Raw genomic sequence first — 24,583 nt, 5'->3', positions numbered from 1 at the left:
ACCGCTTTGAAGGCCCCTGCATTGAAGCCCCCTGCATTGAAGCCCACCGCGCTGAACGCCTTTGCATTGAAATCCTTGGCATCGAAGGCCAGCCTGGCCGCCGCGCTGCTGGCCGTGCCGCTGGCCGTGCAGGCGCAACTTTCGCCGGACCTGGGCGAGCGGCTGGCGCGCGACTACGCCCGCCCGGCCGTCAGCAAGATGGTGGATGCCGCCGCCGCGCTGGATGGCGCGCTGGGCGGCTGGTGCGCCAAGCCGGATGCCGCCGGTGCCACGCGCGTGGCCGACGCCTATACACAGTTGGCGCTGGCGTGGTCCGGCGTCGAGATTCTGCGTTTTGGCCCGCTGGTGCAAGCCAACCGCTTTGAACGGCTGGCGTTCTGGCCCGACACGCGCGGCGTCATGCCGCGCCAGGTGCAGCAGTTGATCGCCGCGCAAGACGCCGCCTTGCTCGCGCCCGGCGCGCTGGCCGGCCGCAGCGTGGCGGTGCAGGGACTGCCCGCGCTGGAATACGTGCTGTACGGCGACCCCGCGCTGCTCAAGCAGACCGGCGCGCCGACCTTTGCCTACGCCTGCGGCTATGCCCGCGCGGTGGCCGCCAACGTTACGACGATATCGCGCGATGTGGCCCAGGCCTGGAGCCCGCAAGGCGAGTTCGGCCGCCAGTTCGCCAAGCCGCAAGCCGGCAACGACCTGTACCGCGACCCCCAGGAAATTGCCGCCGAAGCCATGAAGGCCTTGTCGACCGGTTTGCAGTTTGCCCGCGACGTGAAGATCCTGCCGGTGTTGGGCGAGTCTCCCGACGCCGCGCGGCCCAAGCGCGCCGCGTTCTGGCGCAGCGGCATGTCCACGCGCTTGCTGGCGGCGAATCTGGATGGCTTGAGGGCGTTCTATCAGGCGGGCGCCTATGCCTTGCCCGCCGGCAGCGACTGGATGGATGTGTCCGTGCGCGGCGAATTGCAGTCCGCCGCCCAGACCTTGCAAGCCGTGTCCGCCCCGCTGGACGCCGCGCTGCAAGACGAAGAAGGGCGACGCTTGTTGCTGTTGGCCTCGCTGACCATCCAGAACGCCAAGGCCATCGTCGACCAGGATCTGGCCCCGGCGCTGGGTGTCACCATCGGGTTCAATGCGCTTGATGGTGATTGACCGCCGCCGCTTCCTGATGCTGGCCACGGCGCTGGGCTTGTCGCCCAACGCCGCGCGGGCGGTGCTGCCCGCCGATGGCGGCGCGTTGTATCTCAGCGCGCGCAAGCGCGGCGGCCGCGACGAAGCCGTGTTGCTGGACGAGGCCGGGCAGGACCGTCTGGTGGTGCCGATGCCCGCGCGCGGCCATAGCTTTGCCATCGACGCCGCGCGCCAGCGCGCGGTGGTGTTCGGCCGCCAGCCGGGCTTTTTTGCCGTGGCGTTTTCGTTGCGTGACAAGGGCCAGCCACAGGCCTTGCCTGTGCCGGACGAACGCCATTTTTTCGGACATGGCGCGTTTATTGATGGCGGGCGCCTGTTGGCCGCCACGGAAAACGACTTCGAAGGCGGGCGCGGTGTGCTGGGCATCTACGATGCCTCGCCGGGCGGCGCGTGGCGCCGAATCGGCGAATTCGATTCGGCCGGAATCGGTCCGCACGAAGTCGTATTGATGCCGGACGGCAAGACGCTGTGCGTCGCCAACGGCGGCATCCTGACGCATCCCGATTACGGCAAGCTGGAACTGAACCTGGACACGATGCGGCCATCGCTGGCCTATATCGACGCGGCCAGTGGCCGGTTGCTTGAAAAGGTGGAGTTGCCGCCCGCGCTGCATCGCTTGTCGATCCGGCATCTGGCGCTGGCGGCCGACGGCTGCGTGTGGTTCGGCTGCCAGTACATGGGACCGGCATCGGATCGGCCCGCGCTGGTCGGGCGGCATCGGCGCGGCGCGCAGCTGGAACTGTTCGAGGGGCCGGCCGAGACGCTGCGCAATATGCGCAACTACGTCGGGTCGGTCACGGTCGATGCGGCGGGCGGCGTCATCGCCACGTCCAGCCCGGTGGGCGGGCAGGTGATGTATTGGGACGCGGCCAGCGGCCGCTGCCTGGGCACGACGCCATTGGCCGACGGGTGCGGCGTGGCGCCCGCGCCCGAAACCGGGTTTCTGATCAGCAGCGGCCTGGGCGCCATGCTGCGCGCCGATGCCACGGGTTACCAGGCACCGGTGCTGCCGCCTTCGCGCGAGCTGTCCTGGGACAACCACTTCCGCGTCGTCAAAGCCTGACACTGCGCACGGCACTTACAAAGCTTGACATAGCAAGCCCGCGCCGCGCCCCTTTGCGTCGGCGTCATCTGATACAGTTTTCGGTTGTTATTTTTTGTGGAAAATTCCATGGAAGACGCCTTGAACGAATTCCACGCCTGGGCCCCCAGGCTGGTTGATATGGGCATCAATCTGTCGGTGGCCCTGCTGATCCTGATCATCGGGTGGTGGGTGTCGTCGCTGCTGGGCAGCTGGGTGCGGCGCGCGTCCACGCGTTCCACCAAGATCGACCCGACCATCGTGCCGATGTTCTACAGCACGGTCGTGTGGGCCGTGCGCATCTTTACCGTCATCGCCGTGCTGGCGCGATTCGGCGTACAAACGGCCAGCTTGATCGCCGTGTTGGGCGCCGCCGGTCTGGCTGTGGGCCTGGCGCTGCAAGGCACGCTGCAAAACATCGCGGCCGGCATCATGCTGCTGATCTTGCGCCCCATCCGCGCGGGCGAATACATCGCCCTGAGCTCCGGCGCTGACGGCACGGTGGCCGAAGTGGGCTTGTTCCTGACCCGGCTGGTGCAAGGCGACGGCATCCACCTGACGCTGCCCAACAGCACCGTCTGGAACGCCACCATCACCAACTACAGCCGCAACAAAACGCGCCGCCTGGATATCCCGGTGCCGGTGCGCTATGGCGACGACCTGGATCAGGTGATGAACAAGCTTAAGGAAATCGTGGCCGCGCGCCCGGATGCGCTGATGGATCCGGAGCCGCAGATCAAGGTGTTTGAGTACAAGGAAAGCGGCGTCATCGTGAACGTGCGCGTGTGGGCGGAATCCAGCAAGTATTGGGATCTGCGCTGGGGCCTGTACCAGGAAATCCGCACCTCGCTGGAAGCGGCCGGCTTTCAGCCGCCGATTCCGCTGCGCGAAATCCAGAACCCCAAGACTGCCGGCAAGGCTGACGCGGCCACCTGATGGTCGCCGGCTTGTCGAGCATGCAAACGGGCGCCTTCGGGCGCCCGTTGTTTCATGCGGCCAAGAAGGCGTCCGCCATCTGGTCCGCCCTCTGGTTCGCCATCAAGCCTGCATCGCCAGCCGCGCCAGTTCCGATTTGATCCAGCCCGCGATCTCGCGCTGACGCTGGGCCGGCATGCGGTCGATGATGGCCGTGACACTGACGGCCAGCAGCGGCGAACCGTGCGAATCCAGCAGCGCGCAACCCACGCCCAGCGCGCCACGTACCGCATGGTTGCCCACCACGGAATAGCCGCGCGCGCGGGTGTTGTCGATCAGCCGGTACATTTCCTGCGGCGTCATGCCGCCGTATTCGTCCAGCCGACCCGAATTGCGGTCGACGATGCCGCGTGCGATGTCGTCCGGCAGCGCGGCCAGCAGCGCCATGCCGCCTGAGCCCACGCCCAGCGGCTGGCGCTTGCCGGCGTAGGTGGCCAGGATCTGCACCGGATAGCTGCCGATCTCGCGATGCAGGCTGATGGAATCATCATCGTCGCGCACCACCAGGAACACGGCGTCGCCCGTGCGGTCCGCCAGGCGGCGCAGCACGGGCAGCAGCTGACGCACGCGCGGATCGCGCGAGCGGGTGTCCGGGTCCACGGCCAGCTGGGCGCGATATTTCTTGGTGCCCGTCACGGGCAGCACCAAGCCGGCGTCCAGCAGGGCGGCCAACAGGCGGTAGATGGTGGGGCGCTGTATGCCCGTCAAGCGGGCGATATCGGTCACGCTGAGGCCGTCGGGCCCTTGGTCGCGCAGGGCGGCCAGCACGGCAAGTCCGCGCCGCAACGTACGTGGGCCTGCGGCCGCGGCATCACTGTCTTGCATGCAAATCTCTGAAAACTTAGGGTTATTGCGGAACGGTCAAGGGAAAACCATTGTCCGTAGCGTGGACTCTACCTTGATGCAACCGTCGTGTATAGCTCAAAATGCGTCATCAAATAATTCGAATCGTCCATCTAATGGACAGTACCTGCACGGAGACACTATGACTACAGGTCAAAAGCCTGGCCTGCGGCGTTTTGCCGCCACCCTTCTGGCTACCGCCGCAAGCGCGTTCGCAATGGGTTCCGCCCATGCCGCATACCCTGACAAACCCGTCCGCATCGTGGTCGGATTTTCCGCCGGTGGTACCACCGACGTGATCGCCCGCATCATGGCCAAGGAACTGACCGAGGCCCTGGGCCAGTCGTTCGTGGTTGAAAACAAACCGGGCGCCGGCAGCAACATCGCCACCGACCAGGTGCAGCGCGCCGCCCCGGATGGCTACACGCTGCTGTTCGTGGCCGTCACCAGCGCCATCAACCAGACGCTGTACAAGAACGTCACGTTCGATCTGACCAAGGACTTCGCCCCGGTCGCCCTGGGCGCCAAAGTGCCCAACATCCTGGTCGTGAACCCGGAAGTGCCGGTCAAGTCGGTCAAGGAACTGGTCGATTACGCCAAGAAGAATCCGGGCAAGCTGGCTTTTGCCTCGTCGGGCAGCGGCACCTCCATCCACATGGCGGGCGAGCTGTTCAAGATGAAGGCGGGCATTGACGTGCTGCACGTGCCCTACAAGGGCAGCGCGCCGGCCATGACCGACCTGATCGGCGGCCAGGTGCAATTCATGTTCGACAACATGCCGTCGGCATGGCCGCACGCCCAATCGGGCAAGCTGCGCGCCCTGGCCGTCACCACCAGCGACCGCTCCAAGAGCGCGCCGGACCTGCCCACCATGAAGGAATCGGGCTTTACCGATTTTGACGTGTCCTCCTGGTTCGGCCTGCTGGCCCCGGCCGGCACGCCGCCGGAAGTGATCAACACGCTGAACGCCGCCATGCAGAAAGCGCTGGACAAGCCTTCCGTGCAGACCAGCTATGAAAAGCTCGGCGCCGTGGGCGTGAAGACCACGCCGGCTGAATTCGGCGCGTTCATCAAGTCGGAAGTCGAAGGCTGGGCCCCGGTGGTCAAGGCCTCGGGCGCCAAGGTGGACTGATAGCGGGACGCACCCCGGCCAGCACCAGTTGTTGCCGGGGATGTGATCCCAAAGGGACGGGCCTTGCGCCCGTCCCTATTTTTTTGCGCCGCCGTTGCGCCGCGCGGTGGCCAGCATGGCGGTGCAGACGCCGCGCATCATGTCCACTTCGTCGCGCGTCAACGCCGGCCGCGAAAACAGGTGGCGCATGCGCGGCATCAACTTTTTGGGATGCGCCGGGTCCAGGAACTGGACGCCGATCAGCGCTTCTTCCCAATGCGCCAGGAACGCCTGCACGGCCTCGCCCGAAGCGGGCTCGGCGCCGCGCGACGGCTCTTGCGCGGTCGACGCCGGCAACAGCGCCGCGCCTTGTTCCACCAGCAGGGCGTAGCGCAGCTCCCAGGCGGCCAGCTGCAAGGCCTGGGCCACGTTCAGCGAGCTGTATTCCGGGTTGGCGGGAATGTGGCAAATGCGATGGCACAGCGCGATTTGCGCGTTGGTCAGCCCGGCGCGTTCGGTGCCCAGCACCACGGCGGCCACGCCTTCGGCTGTGCCGGCCAGATGCGCGCGGGCCAGGTCGGCCGCCTGACGGATGTCGCAGGGCGGAGGACCCAGGTCGCGCACGCGCGCGGTCAGGGCAAATGCCATGGTCACGGGCGCCAGCGCTTCTTCCAGCGACGGATAGATGCGCGCGTTTTCCAGCACGTCCAGCGCGCCGCTGGCCAAAGCCACGGCTTCGGGCTGGCTGGTTACATCTGGAAATTTAGGCTCTACCAAGACCAATTCGGAGAAGCCCATTGTCTTGATGGCGCGGGCCGCCGAACCCACGTTTCCGGGGTGGCTGGGGTTCACCATAATGAAGCGAACACGTGAAAATGCTTGAGTCATTTAAAATGGCGCGTTTGGCTTCACGCCTTCCTGGTTTTTTGGGTCGATTTCCCCGTTGGGGCGACGACGATTCGGGGGGGCGGCAAGTGGCCTATCATCACGCGAACCCACCGCATACGTACGGAATTTTATGCACCCGATGCTCAACATCGCCATCAAGGCGGCCCGGCGTGCCGGCACCATTATCAACCGTGCCAGCATGGATTTGGAACGACTCAGCGTGGCTCGCAAGGGGCCGCGCGATTATGTCACGGAAGTCGATCGCGCCGCCGAGGAGTCCATCGTCGAGACACTGCATGCCGCTTACCCGGACCATGCCGTGCTGGGCGAGGAATTCGGGCTGCAAGGTCCCGACCAGGCTGAATTCCAATGGATCATCGATCCCCTGGACGGCACCACCAACTTCATCCACGGCCTGCCCAACTACGCCGTGTCGATCGCGCTGACCCAGCGCGGCCAGGTCACGCAAGCGGTCATCTATGACCCCTCGCGCAACGAACTGTTCACGGCCAGCCGTGGCAGCGGCACCTTCCTGAACGACCGCCGCGTGCGCGTCTCGGGCCGCACCCGCTACCACGAAGCCCTGTTGGGCGCGCACTGGCCCAACGCCGGCGATCCCGAACAGGGTTCGCAGCGTTTCCGCCATATGGCCGAAAGCGTCACGGGCGTGCGCCGCATGGGTTCCACCGTGCTGGACCTGGCCTACGTGGCCAGCGGCCGCCTGGACGGCTTCTGCGGCGTGGGCCTGAAGCCCTGGGATCTGGCCGCCGGCAGCCTGATGGTGCTGGAAGCCGGTGGCCTGATCGCCGATTTCGACGGCGAACAAGGCTGGATGGACAGCGGCAACGTCCTGGCCGCCACGCCCAAGATCTTCACGCAGTTGCTGACGTCGCTGAACCCGCCGTCCGCCGCCTGATCGCGCGGGCCGATGCGGCCTGCGACAGACCGGCCTTCGGGCCGGTTTTTTTATGGCCCTCGCACGGCGAACACAAGCCATGCACATGGCTGAAAACCATTGGCCATCAGGCAAACGGAGGGCCGCGTGTCACCGGCATGTCACGAATTTTCCATGTACGATTACCGGTCGTGTAACTTCTGGAGCTCCTGATGGAGTGGCTGCTAGACCCCGCAGCGTGGGTCGGCTTGCTTACCCTGGTCGTCCTTGAGATCGTCCTGGGCATTGATAACCTGATTTTCATCGCCATCCTGGCGGACAAGCTGCCCCCTGCGCAACGCGACCGCGCGCGCATCATGGGGTTGAGCCTGGCCCTGATCATGCGGCTTGGCCTGCTGTCCGTCATGTCGTGGCTGGTCACCTTGACCACCCCCTTGTTCACAGTCGGTCCGGTGTCGCCTTCGGGGCGCGACCTGATCCTGATGGTGGGCGGCCTGTTCCTGCTATTCAAAGGCACGATGGAACTGCACGAGCGCCTGGAAGGCGGCCAGCACGCGGGGTCCTCCGGGCCGCGCGTGTACGCCAGCTTCTGGGTGATCGTTACGCAGATCGTGGTGCTGGACGCGGTGTTCTCGCTGGACTCGGTCATCACGGCCGTGGGCATGGTGGATCACCTTGCCATCATGATGATCGCCGTGGTCATTGCCATCGGCATCATGCTGCTGGCCTCCAAGCCGCTGACGCGCTTCGTCAACGCGCACCCGACCGTGGTGGTCCTGTGCCTGGGCTTCTTGCTGATGATCGGCTTTTCGCTGCTGGCCGAAGCCTTTGGCTTCAAGGTGCCCAAGGGCTACCTGTACGCGGCCATTGGTTTCTCGGTAGCCATCGAAGCGCTGAACCAGGTGGCGCGCCGCAACCTGCTCAAGCTGGACGCCCGCCGCCCGATGCGCGAACGTACCGCGTCGGCCGTGCTGCGCATGCTGGGCAAGCGCCCGCCCACCAGCGACGAAGCCGACCTGCCCAATGCCGACGGCCCGGCCATCCCGGCGTTCGGCGTGGAAGAACGCAACATGGTCAGCGGCGTGCTGACGCTGGCCGAACGTTCCATCCGGTCGATCATGACGCCGCGCACGGATGTGTCCTGGGTCAATATCGACGACGACCCGGAACTGATCCGCCGCCAGTTGACCGAGGCGCCGCACAGCTTTTTCCCGGTGTGCCGGGGGTCGCTGGACGAAGTGCTGGGCATCGCGCGGGCCAAGGACCTGGTCGCCGACCTGATCACCGAAGGCCGCGTGCGCCGCAACCGGCTGCGCGATCCCATCATCGTGCACGAGTCGATCGGAATCCTGCGGTTGATGGACACGCTGAAGCGTTCGCGCGGGCAGCTGGTGCTGGTGGCCGATGAATTCGGCGCCATCGAAGGGCTGGTTACCCCCATCGACGTGTTCGAGGCCATCGCCGGTGAATTCCCCGACGAAGACGAACTGCCAGACATCGTGGCCGACGGCGACAACACCTGGAAGATCGACGGAGCGGCCGACCTGCACCACGTCGAACAGGTGCTGGAAACCGAAGGGCTGGTCGACGAGGCCCAAGACTTTTCCACCCTTGCAGGCTACCTGCTGTCACGCTTTGGCCACCTGCCCAAGCCCGGCGATGTCTGCGAACACGAAGCCCATCACCAGCGCTTCCGCTTCGAGGTGCTGGAAATGGACGGCCGCCGGATCGCGCTGGTGCGCGTTGAAAAGCGGCCACAGGAAATGCTGTCGGACGAAGCCCCGCTGGCCAACGATTAACCGGAACCCCTACCTATCGTGACTGACAACGCGCTCTATCTGATCAAGGCCTTCATTCTTGGCATTCTTGAAGGCCTGACCGAGTTCATCCCCGTGTCCAGCACCGGCCACCTGATCCTGGTGGGCGACTGGATCAACTTTCAGTCCGGCGATGGCAAGGTGTTCGAAGTGGTCATCCAGCTGGGCTCGATCCTGGCGGTGATGTGGGTGTTCCGCGCGCGGCTGATGCAGCTGATCCGGGGCACCTTGACCGGCGTGGCCAGCGAGGTGGCTTTCACCCGCAACCTGATCATCGCGTTTCTGCCCGCCGCGGTCATCGGCGCCATCTTCATCAAGACCATCAAGTCGGTGTTCTATCACCCCGGCGTGGTGGTGGTGACGCTGGTGGTGGGCGGCCTGATCATGCTGTACGTGGAACGCCGGACGCATCACACGCCGGGCGACGCGCCGGGCGCCGCCGACGACACGGCGTCCGACGAACGGGCATCGGCGCACACGCTGGAACAGATCACCTGGAAGCAGGCGCTGGGCGTGGGCGTGGCGCAGTGCTTTGCCATGATCCCGGGCACGTCGCGGTCGGGCGCCACCATCATCGGCGGCATGATCGCCGGCATCCAGCGCAAGACGGCCACGGAATTCTCGTTCTTCCTGGCCATGCCCACCATGCTGGGCGCGGCCGTTTTCGATATGTACAAGAACTTCGGCCTGCTGACCCAGCACGACCTGTCCGGCATCGCGGTGGGCTTCATCGCGGCGTTCCTGAGCGCGATGGTGGTGGTGCGCGCGGTGCTGCGCTTTGTGGCCAACCACACGTACCGCGTGTTTGCCTGGTATCGCATCGTGTTCGGCGCGGTGGTCGCCGCGTGGATCTTCACGCGCTAGTCCCTTTCAGTCGCGCATAAAAAATGGCCTCGCGGTTGCGAGGCCATTTTCATGGTGCGGCCGTTGCCGGCGTTGCACAGCGTTCGGCTTTGTCCTGAGTCTTACTCTTACGATTCCGTTTCCAGGTCGTAGAACGTCAGCCCATCGCTATCGATGATCAGCCAGCCACCGCGCGGGGGCGACACGTGGTCGCAATCCCAGTCGGGCAGCACCCAGCGTTCACGCTTCTTGCCGTCCACGTCCAGCACGTGACGCGCCGGGCGATGCGTGTGGCCATGGACCAGTACGGGCACGCCGCTGTCGCGGAAGATCGCCTCGATGGCGGCGGCATTGACGTCCATGATTTCCATGGACTTCGTCTGGTTGGCTGCCTGGCTTTCGCCGCGAGCCTGCTGCGCCATCGCCAGGCGTTCGGGGATGGTCTTGGCCAGGAACTCGGCCTGCCACTGCGGATTGCGGACCATCTTGCGGAACTGCTGATACGCGGCGTCGTCCGTACAGAACTCGTCGCCGTGCGTCAGCAGCACCGGGCCGGCATCCGTTTGCAGCAGGGCGGGCTCGGGCAAGAGCTTGGCGCCCACCGCCGTAGCCAATTCTTCCCCGATGAGGAAGTCGCGGTTGCCGCGCCCCAGCCATACCGGGATGCGTGCGCTGGTGTCGCGCAGCGCCGTCAGCACCGTGGCAAGCCACGGCGGTGCGGCGCGGATCACGTCATCGCCGATCCAGGCGTCAAAGATGTCGCCCGGCAGCAGCAACGCGGCAGCTTCCTGCCGCGCGGCCTCCAGAAACGCCAGGAATGCCTCGGAGGTGGCCGGCGTGGCCGGCCCCAAGTGCAGGTCGGACGCCAGCCAGATCGGGCCGGGCAGGGCAATCTTATTCAAGAATCTCGGCCTTCTCGATGATCACGTCTTCGTTGGGCACGTTCTGGTGGAAGCCCTTGTTGCCGGTCTTCACGCCCTTGATCTTTTCGACCACGTCGGTGCCTTCGGTGATGGTGCCGAACACGGCGTAGCCCCAGCCGTTCGGCGTGGGCGACGTGAAGTTCAGGAAATCATTGTTGGACACGTTGATGAAGAACTGCGCGGTGGCCGAGTGCGGGTCGCTGGTGCGGGCCATCGCCAGGGTGTACTTGTCGTTCTTCAAACCGTTGTTGGCTTCGTTTTCGATCGGGGCATGCGTTTGCTTTTGCTTCATGCCGGGTTCGAAGCCGCCGCCCTGGATCATGAAACCGTCGATCACGCGGTGAAACACCGTGCCGTTGTAGAAGCCTTCCTTGACGTAGGTCAGGAAATTTTCGACGGTCTTGGGCGCCTTGGCGGCATCCAGGGTGATGACCATATCGCCTTGGTTCGTAACAAGCTTGACGCGCGGGTTGGTGCTCATGGCTTTTGTGCCTTCAGAAGTAGTGGTGGTGGAGGAGGCCGCTGGGGCGGCGCTGACAAGCGCTGGGGCAAATGCGGCCAGCGCGAACGAGCACGCCGTCAGGCGCAGCAGGTGGAAGGGTGAGTAACGGGACATCATTTGCCTTGTTTATCCTTCAGCATGGTTTCGACTTCACGGGCCTTCTCCTGCATGCCGGGCACGCCATCGCTGGCGGCCTTCTTGTAAGTGCGCAGGGCCTGTAGAAGTTGCAGATCGCCCAGGTTGGCTCGGGCGGCGGCGTAGCCGGGGTCAGCGCGTAGTGCCATCTGGAGGGCGTCTTGCGCTTTTTCAAGTTCACCGCGGCTGGCATATAGAGCGGCCAGGTTGTTCCAAGGTTCCGGCAGCTCGGGGAAACGCGTGGTCATGTCGGTGTAGATGTCGATGGCTTCGCCCGTGCGGTTCAGGGCGGCCAGTGCGCGCGCGTGCTGGAACATCAACTGCACATCGGTGCCGCGTTGGTCCTTGATTTCGGCCTCGCGCTTTTCGATCATCGCCAACGCTTCTTCGTTATCGCCGCGGTTCAGCAGCATTTCGATGCGGTTGGTGATCTGTGAGGGCGACGGCGTCAAGCGCGTGTCGACACCGGGCTTGGCCGCTTCCAGCAGTTTGGCCAGACTGTCCCAGCCGCCTTCGGGGGGGATGGGGTCCAGGGTGGTGCGCGTGGCGTTGGGGCTGGCCCCACCGCCGCCGGCCATCGACTGGGCAAGGGCGCTACCGGCCGGCGCGCCGGCAAAGGCCAGCGCGAGCAGGGCGACACAAAAACGCGGCTTGATAGTCACGTGGGTATCCGTTAAAAGTCGTGGCCGGGCAGCACTTACGCGTGCGACCGGGCCGCTTGCTATACTTGACGACCGCCATTTTAGCCCCGGTTGCGTTTTTGTTTCGGCAAGAGCTTGAGCTGGAACAGAGATGTCGAGCTGGAGCCCCCCGGCAGGACGCACGGTACCGGGGGTATCAGCGATACCGGGGGGTATCGAGGGTATCGGCGGTACCGGGGGTATCGGCGGTATCGGTGATACCGGTGATACCGGCGTATCGTCCCGCCCCAGCAACTTTTTCCGATTTCGCCGCGGAAAGCAATCAGACCAATACATAAGCGCCATGCTGCAAATCTACAACACGTTATCGCGTACCAAAGAACCGTTCAAACCGGCCCAGGCTGGTCAGGTGCGCATGTACGTGTGTGGCATGACCGTGTACGACTTCTGCCATCTGGGCCATGCCCGCATGCTGGTGTCGTTTGACGTCGTGCAGCGCTGGCTGCGCGCCAGCGGCCTGGCCGTGAACTACGTGCGCAATATCACCGACATCGATGACAAGATCATCCGTCGCGCCGTGGAAACCGGCCGCCGTATCGGCGAGGTGACCGAGTTCTATATTGCCGCCATGCATGCCGACGAGCGCGCGCTGGGTGTTCAATCGCCCGACCGCGAGCCGCGCGCCACGCAATACGTGGGCGACATGCTGGACATCATCGGCAAGCTGGAGCAGAACGGCCTGGCCTACCAGGCCGACGACGGCGACGTCAACTACGCCGTGCGTGGCTTTGCCGGTTACGGCAAGCTGTCCGGCAAGACGCTGGACGACCTGCGCGCCGGCGAACGCGTGGCGGTGGGCTCGGCCAAGCGCGACCCCCTGGACTTCGTGCTGTGGAAGTCGGCCAAGGCCGACGAACCCGCCGACACCAAATGGGAATCGCCCTACGGCATGGGCCGCCCCGGCTGGCACATCGAATGCTCGGCCATGAGCCAATCCTTGCTGGGCCTGCCGCTGGATATCCACGGCGGCGGTCCCGACCTGAAATTCCCGCATCACGAAAACGAAATCGCGCAGACCGAAGGCGCGTTCGGCGGCACGCTGGCCAACATCTGGATGCACTGCGGCCCGCTGATGGTGGATTCTGACAAGATGTCCAAATCGTTGGGCAACTTCCGCACCATCCGCCAGACCGTGGCGTTGGGCGACCCGGCGGCGGACGACGCCGACTACCGCGTCAACCCGCGCGAAGCCGAAATGGTGCGCTTCTTCATTGTGCGCAACCACTATCGCAGCTCGCAGAACTACACCCCCGACAACCTGATCGACGCGCAAAACGCACTGGACCGCCTGTACCAGGCCTTGCAGAACGTGCCGGCCGACGACCAGGGCATCGACTGGAACGAGCCGCAGGCCCAGGCCTTCAAGGCGGCCATGGACGATGACTTCAACAGCTCGGGCGCCGTGGCGGCCCTGTTTGAACTGGCCACCGAGGCCAACCGCGACAAAAACGCGCGCAGCGCCGGCCAGTTGAAGGCGCTGGCGTCGTTGCTGGGGTTGTTGCAGCAGGACCCGGCAACGTACTTCCAGTCGCCCACGCGCTATTCGGCCGCCGCCATCGAACAGGGCCCGCGCGCCACGCTGGACGCGGCCGCTATCCAATCGCTGATCGATGCGCGCGCCGCCGCCAAGGCCGCCCGTAATTTCGCCGAGGCCGACCGCATCCGGGCCGAGCTGCGCGAGGCCGGTATCGAACTTGACGACAAGCCGGGTGGCTTGACGCAATGGCGGCGGGCCTGAGCCCAGTGGATACGCCTGATATGTCCACCGCCGATCTCGACATTCCCAAGCCTGACTATTGGGAAGCGGCCGTCGCCCATCTGATGCGGCGCGACCGCATCCTGAAAAAAGTCATCCCGCAGCATCCCGAAGTGTGGCTCACGTCGCGCGGCACGCCGTTCGTGACGCTGGCGCGCGCCATCATCGGGCAGCAGGTGTCCACCAAGGCGGCCGACGCCGCCTGGACCAAATTCATCGAAGCCGTCGGCAAGCGCCCCACGCCCGTGGCCGTGCTGCGCGTAGGCGTCGATGGCCTGCGCCGCGCCGGCTTGTCCCAGCGCAAGGCCGAGTACGTGCTGGACCTTGCCGTGCACTTCGGCGAACGCCGCGTCCACCCTGAAAAGTGGGCGGCCATGGACGACGAAGCGGTTATTTCTGAATTGGTCGCCATCCGGGGCATTGGGCGCTGGACGGCGGAGATGTTTTTGATTTTCAATCTACAGCGGCCTGACGTCCTGCCGCTGGATGATCCAGGGTTGCTCAAGGCAATCTCGCTTCACTATTTCAGTGGCGAGCCTGTCTCGCGCTTCGAGGCTCGCGAAGTCTCGCTGGCGTGGCAGCCCTGGCGTACCGTGGCGACCTGGTATCTATGGCGCAGTCTGGAACCGACACCGGTTCAATACTGATGCACACCAGGCAGCCCATCTACGGAACCACACTACATGCGCAATACATTTCTGGAATTTGAACAGCCGCTGGCCGAACTTGAAAACAAGATCGAGCAGCTGCGCTATGTGCAGGCCGATTCTGCGGTAGACATCTCCGACGAGATCGGGCGTCTTCAGCAAAAAAGCCAGACCTTGGCCAAGGAGATCTACGCCAAGCTCACGCCGTGGCAGACGGCGCTTGTCGCCCGCCACCCCCAGCGTCCCTACACGCTGGACTACGTGCGCGAAATGTTCACCGACTTCCATGAACTGCACGGCGACCGCATGTACGCCGACGACCAGTCCATCATCGGCGGCCTGGCGCGCTTCAATGGCACGCCCTGCATGGTCATCGGCCATCAAAAGGGCCGCGACACCAAAGAACGCGCCGCCCGCAACTTCGGCATGCCGCGTCCGGAAGGCTATCGCAAGGCCCTGCGCCTGATGCGCCTGGCTGAAAAGTTCGGCGTTCCCGTGTTCACCTTCGTGGACACCCCCGGCGCATACCCGGGCATCGGCGCCGAAGAACGCGGCCAGTCCGAAGCCATCGGCCACAACCTGTACGCCATGGCCGAACTGAAAGTGCCCGTGATCTGCACGATCATCGGCGAAGGCGGTTCCGGCGGCGCGCTGGCCATTGCCGTGGGCAATGCCGTGCTGATGCTGCAATACGCCACCTACGCCGTGATTTCGCCCGAAGGTTGCGCGTCGATCCTGTGGCGCAGCGCCGACAAGGCGCCCGATGCCGCCGAAGCGCTGGCCATCATCGCGCCGCGCCTGAAAGACCTGGGTCTGGTTGACCGCGTCGTCAACGAACCCGTGGGCGGCGCCCATCGCGACCCGCGCGTCATGGCGCGCTTGCTGCGCCGCGCTCTGGCCGACGCCCTGCGCCAACTGCAAGGTATGACGCCCGAACAGCTCGTAGAGCAGCGTGTGCAACGCCTGCTGTCCTACGGCGCTTATACGGAAGTGCGCGCGTAGCCCTGGCAAAGGCGCCGGCTGGTACGCCGGCGCCACGGCCGCGCTGCCCGCGCTCCAAATCATGAATGCGCACCCCACGCCCGACACGCCCGACCAGGCCGAGTCGGGCGTGTCGCATTGCGCGTCCGCAGCGCCGTCGGTGTCGACGGAAAAGGGGGCGGTGCCATCTGCCGCGCCTTCGGTGTCGACAGCCGGGCAGACGGTGTTGCCGGCCACGGCGTCGGTGTTGGCCGCAGGGCGACCGGCGTCAACGGTTGTGCTGCCGACATCGCCCGCGCTGACCGTGGCGTTGCGAGACGCCTTGCACGCGCTGCCCGCCCGTCCCGCACGGCTTGCTGTCGCGTTGAGCGGGGGCGCCGACTCGGCCATGCTCGCCGTGCACGCGGCGGCCGTTGCGCATGATCTTGGCATCGGCCTGTCGCTATTGCACGTGCATCACGGCTTGCAGGACGCGGCCGATGAATGGGGCAGGCAAGTCCATGCGCTGGGCGCATTGCTGGGCCTGCCGGTGCAGGAAGCGCGCGTGCAGGTCGAGCAAGCGGCGGGCAAGGGCATCGAGGCCGCCGCGCGCGATGCCCGCTATGCCGCGCTGGCGCGGCTGGCACAGGCAGAAGGCGCGACCCACGTATTGCTGGCGCATCACCGCAACGATCAGGCGGAAACCGTTTTGCTGCGGCTGCTGCGCGGCACCGGCCTGCTGGGCATGGCCGCGATGTCGCCGGTCTCGCAACGCGACGGCATCGCCTATGTGCGCCCCTGGCTTGCGCAGGACCGCGCGACGATCCTGCTGGCCGCCGACGCCGTGCGGCAAGCGTGCGGCTGGCAACCCGTACAAGACCCCACCAACGCCGATCCCCGCTACACCCGCGCCGCCGTGCGCGAACTGCTGGCGCCCGTGCTGGACAAGCGCTGGCCCGGCTGGCGTGCCATCGTCGCGCGGCATGCCACGCACATGGCCGAAGCGGCGCAGATCCTGGATGAAGTCGCGCGCGAAGATTTTGCCCGTCTGGACCCCGGCCCCGACGGCGCCAGCTTTTCACTGAAGGCGTGGCGCGAATTTTCCCCGCCGCGCCAGTCGCAGGTGCTGCGCTTCTGGTTGCAACAAAACGGTGCGCGCATGCCCACGGACGCGCGCCTGCGCGACCTGCTGCGCCAACTACGTGAACTGCACAGCCTGGGGCATGACCGGCAACTGCGGGTGCGGCAACCCGGCCACGTCGTGCGCTGCCATCGAGGGCGCGTGTGGATCGAAGCGCAGGAATAAATCCCGGTTTCTGGAAAGAATCCACGGAAAAATAGCCGCGCAATGAACATAAATTTCCTCAAACTGAGCAAATTTTTACCGCCGCGCTAGAATATATGGTTTTGCCCGTCACCACTTTGCGGCGGGTTTCCAGCCAGAGTACGAGATGTCCCTGATCGTTCATAAATATGGCGGTACTTCGATGGGCTCGGTCGAGCGCATTCGGAACGTGGCGCGTCGCGTCGCGAAGTGGCACGCCGCCGGCCACCAGGTTGTTGTAGTGCCGTCGGCAATGGCGGGCGAAACGAATCGCCTGCTGGGTCTGGCGCGCGAAATTTCGCCGCAGCCCGATAGCCGCGAACTCGATATGATCGCCGCCACCGGCGAGCAGGCCAGCAGCGGTTTGCTGGCCATTGCGTTGCAGGCCGAAGGCGTGCCGGCGCGCAGCTATGCGGGTTGGCAAGTGCCCGTGCGCACGGATTCGTCCTTCACCAAGGCGCGCATCAGCTCGATCGACGACGCCCGCATCCGCGGCGACCTCGACGCAGGCCGCGTGGTGATCGTGACCGGCTTCCAGGGCATCGACCCCGAAGGCCACATCACGACGCTCGGCCGTGGTGGTTCGGATACCTCGGCCGTGGCCGTGGCCGCCGCCATCAAGGCCGACGAATGCCTGATCTACACCGACGTGGACGGCGTCTACACGACCGATCCGCGCGTGGTGCCCGAAGCGCGCCGTATGGCCGTCGTTTCCTTCGAGGAAATGCTGGAAATGGCCTCGCTGGGCTCCAAGGTGCTGCAAATCCGCTCGGTGGAATTCGCCGGCAAATACCGTGTTCCGGTCCGGGTCCTGTCCTCGCTGACCGACCCGCTCATTCCGCTCGACGAAGAAATGGTCTCGGGCACGCTGATTACTTTTGAGGAAGACGAAAAAATGGAAGCCGCCGTTGTCTCCGGCATCGCCTTCAGCCGCGACGAAGCCAAAATCACCTTGCTGGCGGTGCCCGACAAACCGGGTATCGCTTTCTCCATCCTGGGCCCGGTCGCCGCCGCCAACATCGATGTCGACATGATCGTGCAGAACCAGTCCGTGGCTGGCACGACCGACTTCTCGTTCACCGTGAATCGCAACGAATTCGCGCGTGCCGTCGACCTGCTCAAGCGCGAAGTCATCCCCGCCGTGGGCGCGCGTGAACTGTCCACCGACGAGAAGGTCGCCAAGGTCTCCATCGTCGGCATCGGCATGCGTTCGCACGTGGGCGTGGCCAGCCTGATGTTCCAGACGCTTTCGCAAGAAGGCATCAACATCCAGATGATCAGCACCAGCGAAATCAAGACGTCGGTCATCATCGACGACAAGTACATGGAATTGGGTGTGCGCGCGCTGCACAAGGCCTTTGGCCTGGACCAGGCGCCCGCCGCCAAGGAATAAAGGCAGCGGATCGGCACGTTTTTTTTGATTGATGGCCCCGTTTGCGGGCAAGCACCAAAAAATTCGTGCTAGAATCTCGTTCTCTTTTCGGAGACGTGCCCGAGAGGCTGAAGGGGCTCCCCTGCTAAGGGAGTATGTGGCTAAAAACTGCATCGTGGGTTCGAATCCCACCGTCTCCGCCAAATCTTCGGCGCTGGTGCTAAACAACCAGCGCTGAATTAAAAAACCCGCAATCGCGAAATCGATTGCGGGTTTTTTTCATTGGCGCGTGTTGTTCGTCGGGGTATTCGTCGGCAGCGCTTTTTTCATCAGCGTTTTTTTCATCAGCGTTTTTTTCATCAGCGCGTTTTGCATTCCAGCGCGGATAGCAAACCGTGCGCCTGCTCCACGACATCCGCATCGTTCGGCCTGAACGGCATCGGCAACGCTTGCGACAGGCGCTGGTATTGCGCGTGGCTGCTGCGGGCGTAGGCGGGGTCGTAATGGCGGTCGATGAGCTCGCGCGCCAGATCGATGCGGCGGCCGTCGTCCACCATCTGCTGCCAGCCCTGGATCACTTCGCGGCTATGCAGGCCCAGCATGCGTTGCAGCTGGGCTTTCAACCATTCCGGGTCTTCGAATAGCTGCGCGTAGTCCTGTTGAAGGAACGCGGCGCGGTCTTCGCGCGTGGATGCCACGTTGACGCATACGCCTTCATGCATGGCTTGCAGCAAGGCGGGCGGCAACTCGACGGCGCCTATCTTGCGGCTCTCGGCTTCAACGAACACGGGTTGTGATGCGTCCAGCGCGCGAAGGCGTGCGGCAAGCAGCGTGTCGAAGTGCTTTTGCGAAGGCTGCGCCACGCCGGGCAGGGCGCCCAGCAACGAGCCCCGGTGCGAGGCCAGTTGTTCCAGGTCCAGCGTCTGCGCGCCGGCTTGCGCCAGCGCGTTCAGCAAGCGCGTCTTGCCGCTGCCGGTGGGGCCGACCAGCACCACGCAGTGCAAGGCCGCGGGCAAGGTCGCCAGCGCTTGCAGCGTGGCACTGCGATAGCTTTTATAGCCGCCGTCCAGCTGCCGCGCGCGCCAGCCGATCATGTTGAACATCAGCGTCATGGAGCCGGACCGCTTGCCGCCGCGCCAGCAATAGATCAGCGGGCGCCAGCCTTGCGGCCGGTCGGCGAAGCGCGTTTCCAGATGCTGGGCGATGTTGCGGGCGACCAGCGCGGCGCCCAGTCGAGACGCTTCGAACGGCGACGCCTGGCGGTACAGCGTGCCGACCTGTACGCGTTCTTCATTACTGAGCACGGGCGCGTTGATAGCGCCCGGGATGTGATCGTCGGCGTATTCAAGCGGCGAGCGTACGTCGATGATTTCATCGAAATCGTGCAGCTTGTCCAGACTTACCAGCAGGTGTTTCACGATGACGGCCAAGAGATAAGGGGGCAATGGAAGCGGCCACTAGGATAGTGCTTTCTGGCGGCGTGGGTTCACGATTGCGATGGCAATGGCTGCCGTATCCGACCCGCGCTGCCATGCGATATTCCAACGCCCTGACTTGCACGTTTTCTGAAACAACGCTATTATTCAAGGCTTGCTTTTTGACGCGCCCGTAGCTCAGCTGGATAGAGTACCTGGCTACGAACCAGGGGGTCGTAGGTTCGAATCCTGCCGGGCGCACCAAGTTTTCTAGAGTGGTTTTTTTTGTAGGGTGGTTTGTAGAACGTAGCGGATTCGTTTCGCGAAATTCGGCAAAAGAACTTGCGAAAAAACTTCAAAAAAAACTCAAAAAACTTAGAAAAAAAGCAAAAGCAGTAAAAATGGTGAAATTGTTCTGATATAATTTTGCCTCTTTGTCGGAGCGCCCGTAGCTCAGCTGGATAGAGTACCTGGCTACGAACCAGGGGGTCGTAGGTTCGAATCCTGCCGGGCGCACCAAGTTTCACGTCACACTGAAACGCCGAACAAAGAAAATGGAAAGGCCTTTGATCATTGATCGAAGGCCTTTTTGTTTTGCGCGGACGCTTCTTTGCTTTCGTCTTCAAAGCCCCAGTTCCCAACGCTTGCCCAATCGTCGCCCAGCAGTTCGGCCGGGTGCATCGTGCGGTTGGAACCGTTGCCGCATTTCATGGCGTCGGATGCGCAGTATTGATCGCAGCCCCAGCAGACCCGTTCGGGGCGCTTGGGATGCATCGGAAATTTCTTGGCCATGCTGTGCCTCATCAGGAAATCGCTGTCGCGCAGATGCTCGCGGCCTGCCATGGCAGGCGGCTGAAATTTCAGCGTACTGCGCGGCCCGCACCGCGTTCCTTGACTTGAAGCAAACGATGATGAAGCCCAGGGCATGAAGCAAACGTGATGAAGCAAACGTGATGAAGCAAAGGTGATGAAGCAAAGGTGATGAAGCCGACAAGGGCGCAGCCGTGCCTGACACCAAGTGCATTTTCCCGCACCGATTTGCACGATGTGGTTTTTCCATGTTATAAACACGCCTCTTTCGGGGCGCCCGTAGCTCAGCTGGATAGAGTACCTGGCTACGAACCAGGGGGTCGTAGGTTCGAATCCTGCCGGGCGCACCAACTTATATCGAACACGTGATGGCAATGCGATAAGCAACGCAATCGCGGTTCCGCCAAAGCGCAACAGCGCGTAGGCCTTGCAAGAAAACGAAGCGGCTTGATGGTCATCCATCAAGCCGCTTTTGTTTTGTCCGGGGCGGATCGTCAGACCCGCATCACCAGACCCGCATCACCAGAGCCGCATCACCAGAGCCGCATCACCATACCCGTATCACCCGGCCCGTCTGCGCGCCTTCCACGCTGCGGCGATAGGCCAGGGCCACCCGCGATGCGGGCGCCGCTTCAAAGCCCGGAAAATACGGCCCGTAGGCCTGCATGGATTCCTGCAACACCGTCGGGCTGACCGCGTTGATCCGCAACCCTTGCAGCTCTACCGCCGCGCCGCGCACGAAGCCGTCGATGGCCGAGTTCACCGCCGATGCGTTCGCGCCATACCGGATCGGTTCGTCACTGACGATGCCGCTGGTCAGCGTGATGGACCCGCCCGCGTTCAGGTAGTGTTGCCCGATCAGCGCCACATCCACCTGACCCAGCAGCTTGTTGTGCAGCCCGATCTTGAACTGTTCGGCCGTCATCTCGGCCAGCGGGCCGAAGTGCATCGCGCCGGTGGTCGAGACAATGGCGTCGACCTTGCCCACGCGTTCGAACAGGTTGCGGATGCTGTCGCTGCGCGTGATGTCCACTTGGTACTGGCCGCTGGTGTTGCCCACGGCGATGATGTCGTGGCGTTGGCCGAGTTCTTCGGCAACCGCGCGGCCGATGGTGCCGGTTGCGCCGATCAGGATTATTTTCATGGAAGCCTCCGGGCCGTGCCCGTTGTTTGGTTAGCATTTGCGAAGCGCTGGCGCCGCGCCAGTGCATAGAGGCATTCTCGCTTTTCGCTATCCGTGGAAAAATCCGCACATGGTGCAAACACTTCACACTCCGGGTGCGTAATTCATGGATCGCTTGCTCAGCATGGAAGTCTTCGTGGCGGTCGTTGAGTTGGGCAGCCTGACCGCGGCGGCGGCGCGGCACGAGATGTCGGCGGCCATGGCGGCCAAGCACGTCAAGGCGCTGGAATCGCGATTGGGCCTGCGCCTGTTGAACCGCACCACGCGCCGACAAAGCCTGACCGAAGCGGGCCAAGCCTATTACGCGCGCAGCAAGACCATTCTGGAAGACATCCGCGACGCGGAGCAGGGCGCCGAGGCCTTGCGGCTGACGCCGCGTGGGCATCTGCGCATTACGTCCACGGTGACCTTCGGTTCGCTGGCGTTGACGCCGGCCATTGCCGACTATCTGTCCGTCTATCCCGACGTGAGCGTCGAGCTGGTGCTCAGCGACATGGTGGAAGACATTGTGGCCGCCCGCTACGACGTGGCCGTACGTATCGGCGAGCCGGCCGATTCCGGATTGATCGCGCGCACAATCGGCCGCTACCAAATGGTGATCTGCGCCGCGCCCGCGTACCTTGAACGCTATGGCACGCCCACCACGCCTGACGACCTGATGCAGCATCAATGCCTGGATTTTTCGTACTGGAGCCGCCGCACGGGCTGGCAGCTGTCGGGGGACGACGGCAGCCAGGCCGGCTACCCCACCGGCCGCTTCGTGTCGAACAACGGGCAGGCGCTGCGTCAGGCCGCGCTGGCGGGCTTTGGCGTGGTGTTGCAGCCCGAACTGCTGCTGCGCGAAGATATGCACGCCGGCCGGCTAGTGCCTATCCTGCAACCGTATTGGCCCGCCGCGCGGCCCATTACGCTGCTGTACCAGAAGGACAGGCAGGCGCTGCCCAAGCTGACCACCTTTGTGGACTTTCTGGTCGAACGCTACACACGATAGTGGCCGGCGCCCAAGGCAAGGCGCCTGTTGTCAGCGTTTTGCCGGCCTCTTACTGGCCTCTTACCGGCCTCGTCGCCGGTCCACCGCGGTCAACGAAATACCGTTTTTGATCATCCGATACGCCTGGCCCCCCAGCCAAGTGACCTGCTCGCCGGAACTTGTGCGGCAGATGCAGTGCGTCTTGGGATCGAAGCGCGAGGTACCCAGCGCGGAATATGCCTCCAGGTCCGCAACGAAGCGTTCGATGCGATACAGGGTGCCGTCGGGAGATGTGACAAGCACATCGGTCAATCGTCTTGCGGTGCCGAGCATACTCAGTACCTCCAGGGGCCGTCGGTGTTGCGGCGGCAAAGCCTTGTGGACGCTTCTGCGTGTAGCGACGCGTGCGCGTGTGGCGCGTTTGCGGCACTACCGAAGGCGGCCTCCAAACAAAGAATCATCAAGCTGGTCGGGTGACACGCCCAGCGCCTCGGAGATGCGGTCCAGCACTATCTGCCGTGGGCGTGGTCGTGGCCGTTCCAGTTCAATGTATATGGAATGATCAACGCCAAGGCGGGCAGCCATATCAGCGGTAGTGATATTGAGGTGCTCGCGCCACGCGCGTATCAGACTCCAATCGTTGCCGGTTTTTAAGTTGACGACAGCTAGTGGTAGGGGGTTGTGTCCGACGGCCAGTCTGTGGTGCGGGCCTGCCGGGCTGGGGTCGAGCACATTGCGCTTGGCGGCGCCGCTTTTGCGGGGGTCGCCGCGAGGCGTTGTGACATCGGGTTCTGCGGTGAATATAGCGCCGCCGTTGATTTGCCGATACTGATCATTGCCGATCCAGGAGATTGCCTCGCCGTTATCGAGCATGCACTCGCAATCCAGGTGGTAATTGCTGGGAACGCTCTCAAGTTTGGCAATGGTTTCCGTGGTCGTGGCGTGGCGCACCACACGATGCAATGCGCCGTCGGATGAACGCACGAATACGTCGGGAAGTCTCCAGGAAAATGGGATGATGATCTCCACGGTCAAAGCCACTTTTGCCACTGTAGCCCGGTGACAAAACGGTGAGATTTGGGGTTTCCCCTCGGCTGTTGTGGCTAGTTCGTTTCTACTCGATCTTCGACGTAAAGATCTTCACAAATGTTCACGGTGCGTGATCGCCCTTTAACCCTTCATCGCGTTGATCGAAGGCGGCCGCCAGCACGCGCGGCATGATGTCGGCGGCGGCGCCATGCAGATTGCAGTGCGCGTGCGCGTCCAGCGGCGTGACGTTGGGATTGACCTGCACGACCGTGGCGCCGGCGGCCAGTGCGCGCTGCGGCAGTTCGGCGGCGGGATACACCAGCGCCGACGTGCCGATACTGAACAGCAGGTCGCATTGCTGCGCGGCATGCAACGCCGTGCTCCAGGCGTCCGACGGCAAGCTCTCGCCAAACCACACCACGCCGGGCCGCACGGGGGCGCCGCACTGTGTGCAGGCAGGCGGGTGAATGCGGCGTCCTTCGTCGGCGTTGCTGGCGGCGTGGGTGTCGGCGTGGGTGTCGGCGTAGGTGTCGGCGTGGGTGTCGGCGTAGGTGTCGGCATTGCTGCCAGCGCGGGTCTCAGCATGGGTCTCAGCATGGGCCTCGGCGTGCGTTTCGATTACCGAGCTAACCGTTGCCGGGCCGTCGTCGACAACGTGTGGGGCGCCGCATGCCGGGCAGCGTGGGGCGTGCAGGCTGCCGTGCAGATGCACCACTTTGGTGGCCCCCGCGCGCTCGTGCAGGTCGTCCACGTTCTGCGTGACGATCGTCAGCGCGGGCACGTGGCGTTGCAGCGCGGCGATGGCGTAGTGCGCGGCGTTTGGCGCGGCGCGCAGCACTTGCGCCCGGCGCCACTCGTACCAGCCCCACACGATGTCGGGATGCTCGCGAAACGCTTGCGGCGTGGCAAGCGCCTGCGCGTCAAAGCGCGACCACAATCCGGTCAACGCATCGCGAAACGTCGCGATGCCGCTTTCCGCCGACACGCCGGCCCCCGTGAATACAACGACGCGCTGCGCGTTGCGCAATGCCTCGATCAGGGCAGACGGAATATCGTGATGCGTATTTTTCATTTCAAACCTTCAGGACAGTTCGATACGCTGCGCGCGGGGGCGCCTGCCTGTCAAGCTCGCCCTGTGATGTGCACCCGTGATGGGCACCCGCGATGTGCCCCGGCGATGTGCACCCGTAATGTGTACCCGTAATGTGCGCGTGCGCAAGC

General features: G+C 64.1%; 24 protein-coding genes and 4 tRNA genes. 17 read left to right on the top strand and 11 right to left on the bottom strand.

Translation table 11 applies throughout. The features are described 5' to 3' along the window. Window positions 1-198: 198 nt before the first annotated feature. From AC0Z35_RS26585 to AC0Z35_RS26575, 3 genes are all read left to right on the top strand, one after another. Window positions 199-1,143: an imelysin family protein gene (locus tag AC0Z35_RS26585; RefSeq protein WP_485133291.1), complete on the top strand. Its 945-nt coding sequence runs from the start codon at window positions 199-201 to the stop codon at window positions 1,141-1,143. After that, a complete protein-coding gene (locus AC0Z35_RS26580; protein ID WP_485133183.1) occupies window positions 1,133-2,245 on the top strand; it encodes a DUF1513 domain-containing protein in 1,113 nt (370 codons plus the stop codon). Before AC0Z35_RS26585 ends, AC0Z35_RS26580 begins: the two co-directional genes overlap by 11 nt. A gap of 108 nt (window positions 2,246-2,353) precedes the next feature. Then, window positions 2,354-3,199 carry a mechanosensitive ion channel family protein gene (locus AC0Z35_RS26575; protein ID WP_104144228.1) on the top strand — a complete coding sequence of 282 codons (846 nt, stop codon included), beginning with the start codon at window positions 2,354-2,356 and terminating at the stop codon, window positions 3,197-3,199. Window positions 3,200-3,301: 102 nt separating this feature from the next. Here the strand turns inward: AC0Z35_RS26575 and AC0Z35_RS26570 are convergent, their stop codons facing one another. Further along, window positions 3,302-4,063 carry an IclR family transcriptional regulator gene (locus AC0Z35_RS26570; protein WP_046804169.1) on the bottom strand — a complete coding sequence of 254 codons (762 nt, stop codon included), beginning with the start codon at window positions 4,061-4,063 and terminating at the stop codon, window positions 3,302-3,304. Window positions 4,064-4,223: 160 nt separating this feature from the next. Here AC0Z35_RS26570 and AC0Z35_RS26565 point away from each other — a divergent pair, with 160 nt between their 5' ends. Beyond that, window positions 4,224-5,213, top strand: coding sequence for a Bug family tripartite tricarboxylate transporter substrate binding protein (locus tag AC0Z35_RS26565; protein WP_046804168.1), 990 nt, complete (start codon window positions 4,224-4,226; stop codon window positions 5,211-5,213). Window positions 5,214-5,288: 75 nt separating this feature from the next. Here AC0Z35_RS26565 and AC0Z35_RS26560 read toward each other — a convergent pair whose 3' ends face one another. Continuing rightward, window positions 5,289-6,080, bottom strand: coding sequence for an RNA methyltransferase (locus tag AC0Z35_RS26560; protein WP_120156397.1), 792 nt, complete (start codon window positions 6,078-6,080; stop codon window positions 5,289-5,291). A gap of 130 nt (window positions 6,081-6,210) precedes the next feature. Between AC0Z35_RS26560 and AC0Z35_RS26555 the strand changes: the two genes are divergently transcribed. The 3 genes from AC0Z35_RS26555 to AC0Z35_RS26545 all read left to right on the top strand — a co-directional run bounded on the left by AC0Z35_RS26555 (window position 6,211) and on the right by AC0Z35_RS26545 (window position 9,656). Further along, complete coding sequence (locus tag AC0Z35_RS26555) at window positions 6,211-6,996, top strand: inositol monophosphatase family protein (RefSeq protein WP_046804166.1); 786 nt, start codon at window positions 6,211-6,213, stop codon at window positions 6,994-6,996. Window positions 6,997-7,187: 191 nt separating this feature from the next. Continuing rightward, entirely contained in the window at window positions 7,188-8,774 is a 1,587-nt protein-coding gene (locus AC0Z35_RS26550; RefSeq protein ID WP_046804165.1) for a TerC family protein, read from the top strand. Between the two features lie 18 nt (window positions 8,775-8,792). Beyond that, window positions 8,793-9,656: an undecaprenyl-diphosphate phosphatase gene (locus tag AC0Z35_RS26545; protein WP_046804164.1), complete on the top strand. Its 864-nt coding sequence runs from the start codon at window positions 8,793-8,795 to the stop codon at window positions 9,654-9,656. Between the two features lie 107 nt (window positions 9,657-9,763). Here AC0Z35_RS26545 and AC0Z35_RS26540 read toward each other — a convergent pair whose 3' ends face one another. From AC0Z35_RS26540 to AC0Z35_RS26530, 3 genes are all read right to left on the bottom strand, one after another. Then, on the bottom strand, window positions 9,764-10,537 hold the full coding sequence (locus AC0Z35_RS26540; RefSeq protein ID WP_219990600.1) for a UDP-2,3-diacylglucosamine diphosphatase: 774 nt from the start codon (window positions 10,535-10,537) through the stop codon (window positions 9,764-9,766). Continuing rightward, window positions 10,530-11,039, bottom strand: coding sequence for a peptidylprolyl isomerase (locus AC0Z35_RS26535; RefSeq protein ID WP_006225507.1), 510 nt, complete (start codon window positions 11,037-11,039; stop codon window positions 10,530-10,532). The genes AC0Z35_RS26540 and AC0Z35_RS26535 overlap by 8 nt, the downstream gene beginning before the upstream one ends. A gap of 134 nt (window positions 11,040-11,173) precedes the next feature. Further along, a complete protein-coding gene (locus AC0Z35_RS26530) occupies window positions 11,174-11,857 on the bottom strand; it encodes a tetratricopeptide repeat protein (protein ID WP_046804161.1) in 684 nt (227 codons plus the stop codon). Window positions 11,858-12,179: 322 nt separating this feature from the next. On the opposite strand from AC0Z35_RS26530, the gene cysS reads away from it, so the two are divergent. The 6 genes from cysS to AC0Z35_RS26500 all read left to right on the top strand — a co-directional run bounded on the left by cysS (window position 12,180) and on the right by AC0Z35_RS26500 (window position 18,158). Then, window positions 12,180-13,634, top strand: coding sequence for a cysteine--tRNA ligase (cysS, locus tag AC0Z35_RS26525; RefSeq protein WP_104144232.1), 1,455 nt, complete (start codon window positions 12,180-12,182; stop codon window positions 13,632-13,634). Window positions 13,635-13,654: 20 nt separating this feature from the next. Continuing rightward, window positions 13,655-14,299 (top strand): DNA-3-methyladenine glycosylase family protein, encoded by a 645-nt coding sequence (locus AC0Z35_RS26520; RefSeq protein ID WP_104144233.1) that lies wholly within the window; start codon window positions 13,655-13,657, stop codon window positions 14,297-14,299. Window positions 14,300-14,335: 36 nt separating this feature from the next. After that, a complete protein-coding gene (locus tag AC0Z35_RS26515) occupies window positions 14,336-15,301 on the top strand; it encodes an acetyl-CoA carboxylase carboxyltransferase subunit alpha (protein ID WP_046804158.1) in 966 nt (321 codons plus the stop codon). Window positions 15,302-15,362: 61 nt separating this feature from the next. Further along, window positions 15,363-16,565, top strand: a complete 1,203-nt coding sequence (gene tilS, locus AC0Z35_RS26510) for a tRNA lysidine(34) synthetase TilS (RefSeq protein WP_485133184.1) — start codon at window positions 15,363-15,365, stop codon at window positions 16,563-16,565. Between the two features lie 145 nt (window positions 16,566-16,710). Continuing rightward, window positions 16,711-17,976, top strand: a complete 1,266-nt coding sequence (locus tag AC0Z35_RS26505) for an aspartate kinase (protein WP_104144234.1) — start codon at window positions 16,711-16,713, stop codon at window positions 17,974-17,976. An 89-nt stretch (window positions 17,977-18,065) separates the two neighbouring features. Beyond that, window positions 18,066-18,158 (top strand) — tRNA-Ser (locus AC0Z35_RS26500). 156 nt (window positions 18,159-18,314) lie between these two features. On the opposite strand, the gene mnmH is transcribed toward AC0Z35_RS26500, so the two are convergent. After that, window positions 18,315-19,373 (bottom strand): tRNA 2-selenouridine(34) synthase MnmH, encoded by a 1,059-nt coding sequence (gene mnmH, locus AC0Z35_RS26495; protein ID WP_485133185.1) that lies wholly within the window; start codon window positions 19,371-19,373, stop codon window positions 18,315-18,317. Between the two features lie 184 nt (window positions 19,374-19,557). Between mnmH and AC0Z35_RS26490 the strand changes: the two genes are divergently transcribed. Next, window positions 19,558-19,634, top strand: a tRNA-Arg gene (locus AC0Z35_RS26490). Between the two features lie 178 nt (window positions 19,635-19,812). Further along, window positions 19,813-19,889 (top strand) — tRNA-Arg (locus AC0Z35_RS26485). 51 nt (window positions 19,890-19,940) lie between these two features. Here the strand turns inward: AC0Z35_RS26485 and AC0Z35_RS26480 are convergent. After that, complete coding sequence (locus AC0Z35_RS26480) at window positions 19,941-20,414, bottom strand: DUF3079 domain-containing protein (RefSeq protein WP_485133186.1); 474 nt, start codon at window positions 20,412-20,414, stop codon at window positions 19,941-19,943. A gap of 39 nt (window positions 20,415-20,453) precedes the next feature. On the opposite strand from AC0Z35_RS26480, the gene AC0Z35_RS26475 reads away from it, so the two are divergent. Next, window positions 20,454-20,530: transfer RNA gene (locus AC0Z35_RS26475), tRNA-Arg, on the top strand. 197 nt (window positions 20,531-20,727) lie between these two features. Here AC0Z35_RS26475 and AC0Z35_RS26470 read toward each other — a convergent pair. Then, on the bottom strand, window positions 20,728-21,324 hold the full coding sequence (locus AC0Z35_RS26470) for a short chain dehydrogenase (protein WP_104144236.1): 597 nt from the start codon (window positions 21,322-21,324) through the stop codon (window positions 20,728-20,730). 145 nt (window positions 21,325-21,469) lie between these two features. Between AC0Z35_RS26470 and AC0Z35_RS26465 the strand changes: the two genes are divergently transcribed. After that, window positions 21,470-22,354: a LysR family transcriptional regulator gene (locus tag AC0Z35_RS26465; RefSeq protein ID WP_104144237.1), complete on the top strand. Its 885-nt coding sequence runs from the start codon at window positions 21,470-21,472 to the stop codon at window positions 22,352-22,354. 60 nt (window positions 22,355-22,414) lie between these two features. On the opposite strand, the gene AC0Z35_RS26460 is transcribed toward AC0Z35_RS26465, so the two are convergent. From AC0Z35_RS26460 to AC0Z35_RS26450, 3 genes are all read right to left on the bottom strand, one after another. Continuing rightward, a complete protein-coding gene (locus AC0Z35_RS26460) occupies window positions 22,415-22,666 on the bottom strand; it encodes a hypothetical protein (protein ID WP_185975366.1) in 252 nt (83 codons plus the stop codon). 96 nt (window positions 22,667-22,762) lie between these two features. Further along, window positions 22,763-23,362: a helix-turn-helix domain-containing protein gene (locus AC0Z35_RS26455; protein WP_485133187.1), complete on the bottom strand. Its 600-nt coding sequence runs from the start codon at window positions 23,360-23,362 to the stop codon at window positions 22,763-22,765. A gap of 121 nt (window positions 23,363-23,483) precedes the next feature. Beyond that, window positions 23,484-24,434 (bottom strand): SIR2 family NAD-dependent protein deacylase, encoded by a 951-nt coding sequence (locus AC0Z35_RS26450; RefSeq protein WP_485133188.1) that lies wholly within the window; start codon window positions 24,432-24,434, stop codon window positions 23,484-23,486. Window positions 24,435-24,583: the final 149 nt, after the last annotated feature.

The sequence above is a fragment of the Achromobacter sp. 1L-A-4-B-C2 genome (assembly GCF_057291955.1).
The sequence above is the reverse complement of the archived record's forward strand: the minus strand, read 5'-3'. Positions and strand labels throughout refer to the sequence as shown.

What these genes read in the sequence shown, in the direction of transcription:
- cysS (WP_104144232.1), top strand. Translation starts at nt 12,180, where the DNA reads ATGCTGCAAATCTACAACACGTTATCGCGTACCAAAGAACCGTTCAAA.
- AC0Z35_RS26515 (WP_046804158.1), top strand. Translation starts at nt 14,336, where the DNA reads ATGCGCAATACATTTCTGGAATTTGAACAGCCGCTGGCCGAACTTGAA.
- AC0Z35_RS26460 (WP_185975366.1), bottom strand. Translation starts at nt 22,666, where the DNA reads ATGCTCGGCACCGCAAGACGATTGACCGATGTGCTTGTCACATCTCCC.
- AC0Z35_RS26565 (WP_046804168.1), top strand. Translation starts at nt 4,224, where the DNA reads ATGACTACAGGTCAAAAGCCTGGCCTGCGGCGTTTTGCCGCCACCCTT.
- tilS (WP_485133184.1), top strand. Translation starts at nt 15,363, where the DNA reads ATGAATGCGCACCCCACGCCCGACACGCCCGACCAGGCCGAGTCGGGC.
- AC0Z35_RS26555 (WP_046804166.1), top strand. Translation starts at nt 6,211, where the DNA reads ATGCACCCGATGCTCAACATCGCCATCAAGGCGGCCCGGCGTGCCGGC.
- AC0Z35_RS26505 (WP_104144234.1), top strand. Translation starts at nt 16,711, where the DNA reads ATGTCCCTGATCGTTCATAAATATGGCGGTACTTCGATGGGCTCGGTC.
- AC0Z35_RS26570 (WP_046804169.1), bottom strand. Translation starts at nt 4,063, where the DNA reads ATGCAAGACAGTGATGCCGCGGCCGCAGGCCCACGTACGTTGCGGCGC.
- AC0Z35_RS26470 (WP_104144236.1), bottom strand. Translation starts at nt 21,324, where the DNA reads ATGAAAATAATCCTGATCGGCGCAACCGGCACCATCGGCCGCGCGGTT.
- AC0Z35_RS26535 (WP_006225507.1), bottom strand. Translation starts at nt 11,039, where the DNA reads ATGAGCACCAACCCGCGCGTCAAGCTTGTTACGAACCAAGGCGATATG.
- AC0Z35_RS26580 (WP_485133183.1), top strand. Translation starts at nt 1,133, where the DNA reads ATGGTGATTGACCGCCGCCGCTTCCTGATGCTGGCCACGGCGCTGGGC.
- AC0Z35_RS26585 (WP_485133291.1), top strand. Translation starts at nt 199, where the DNA reads ATGGTGGATGCCGCCGCCGCGCTGGATGGCGCGCTGGGCGGCTGGTGC.
- AC0Z35_RS26450 (WP_485133188.1), bottom strand. Translation starts at nt 24,434, where the DNA reads ATGAAAAATACGCATCACGATATTCCGTCTGCCCTGATCGAGGCATTG.
- AC0Z35_RS26465 (WP_104144237.1), top strand. Translation starts at nt 21,470, where the DNA reads ATGGATCGCTTGCTCAGCATGGAAGTCTTCGTGGCGGTCGTTGAGTTG.
- AC0Z35_RS26550 (WP_046804165.1), top strand. Translation starts at nt 7,188, where the DNA reads ATGGAGTGGCTGCTAGACCCCGCAGCGTGGGTCGGCTTGCTTACCCTG.
- AC0Z35_RS26560 (WP_120156397.1), bottom strand. Translation starts at nt 6,080, where the DNA reads ATGACTCAAGCATTTTCACGTGTTCGCTTCATTATGGTGAACCCCAGC.
- AC0Z35_RS26575 (WP_104144228.1), top strand. Translation starts at nt 2,354, where the DNA reads ATGGAAGACGCCTTGAACGAATTCCACGCCTGGGCCCCCAGGCTGGTT.
- AC0Z35_RS26520 (WP_104144233.1), top strand. Translation starts at nt 13,655, where the DNA reads ATGTCCACCGCCGATCTCGACATTCCCAAGCCTGACTATTGGGAAGCG.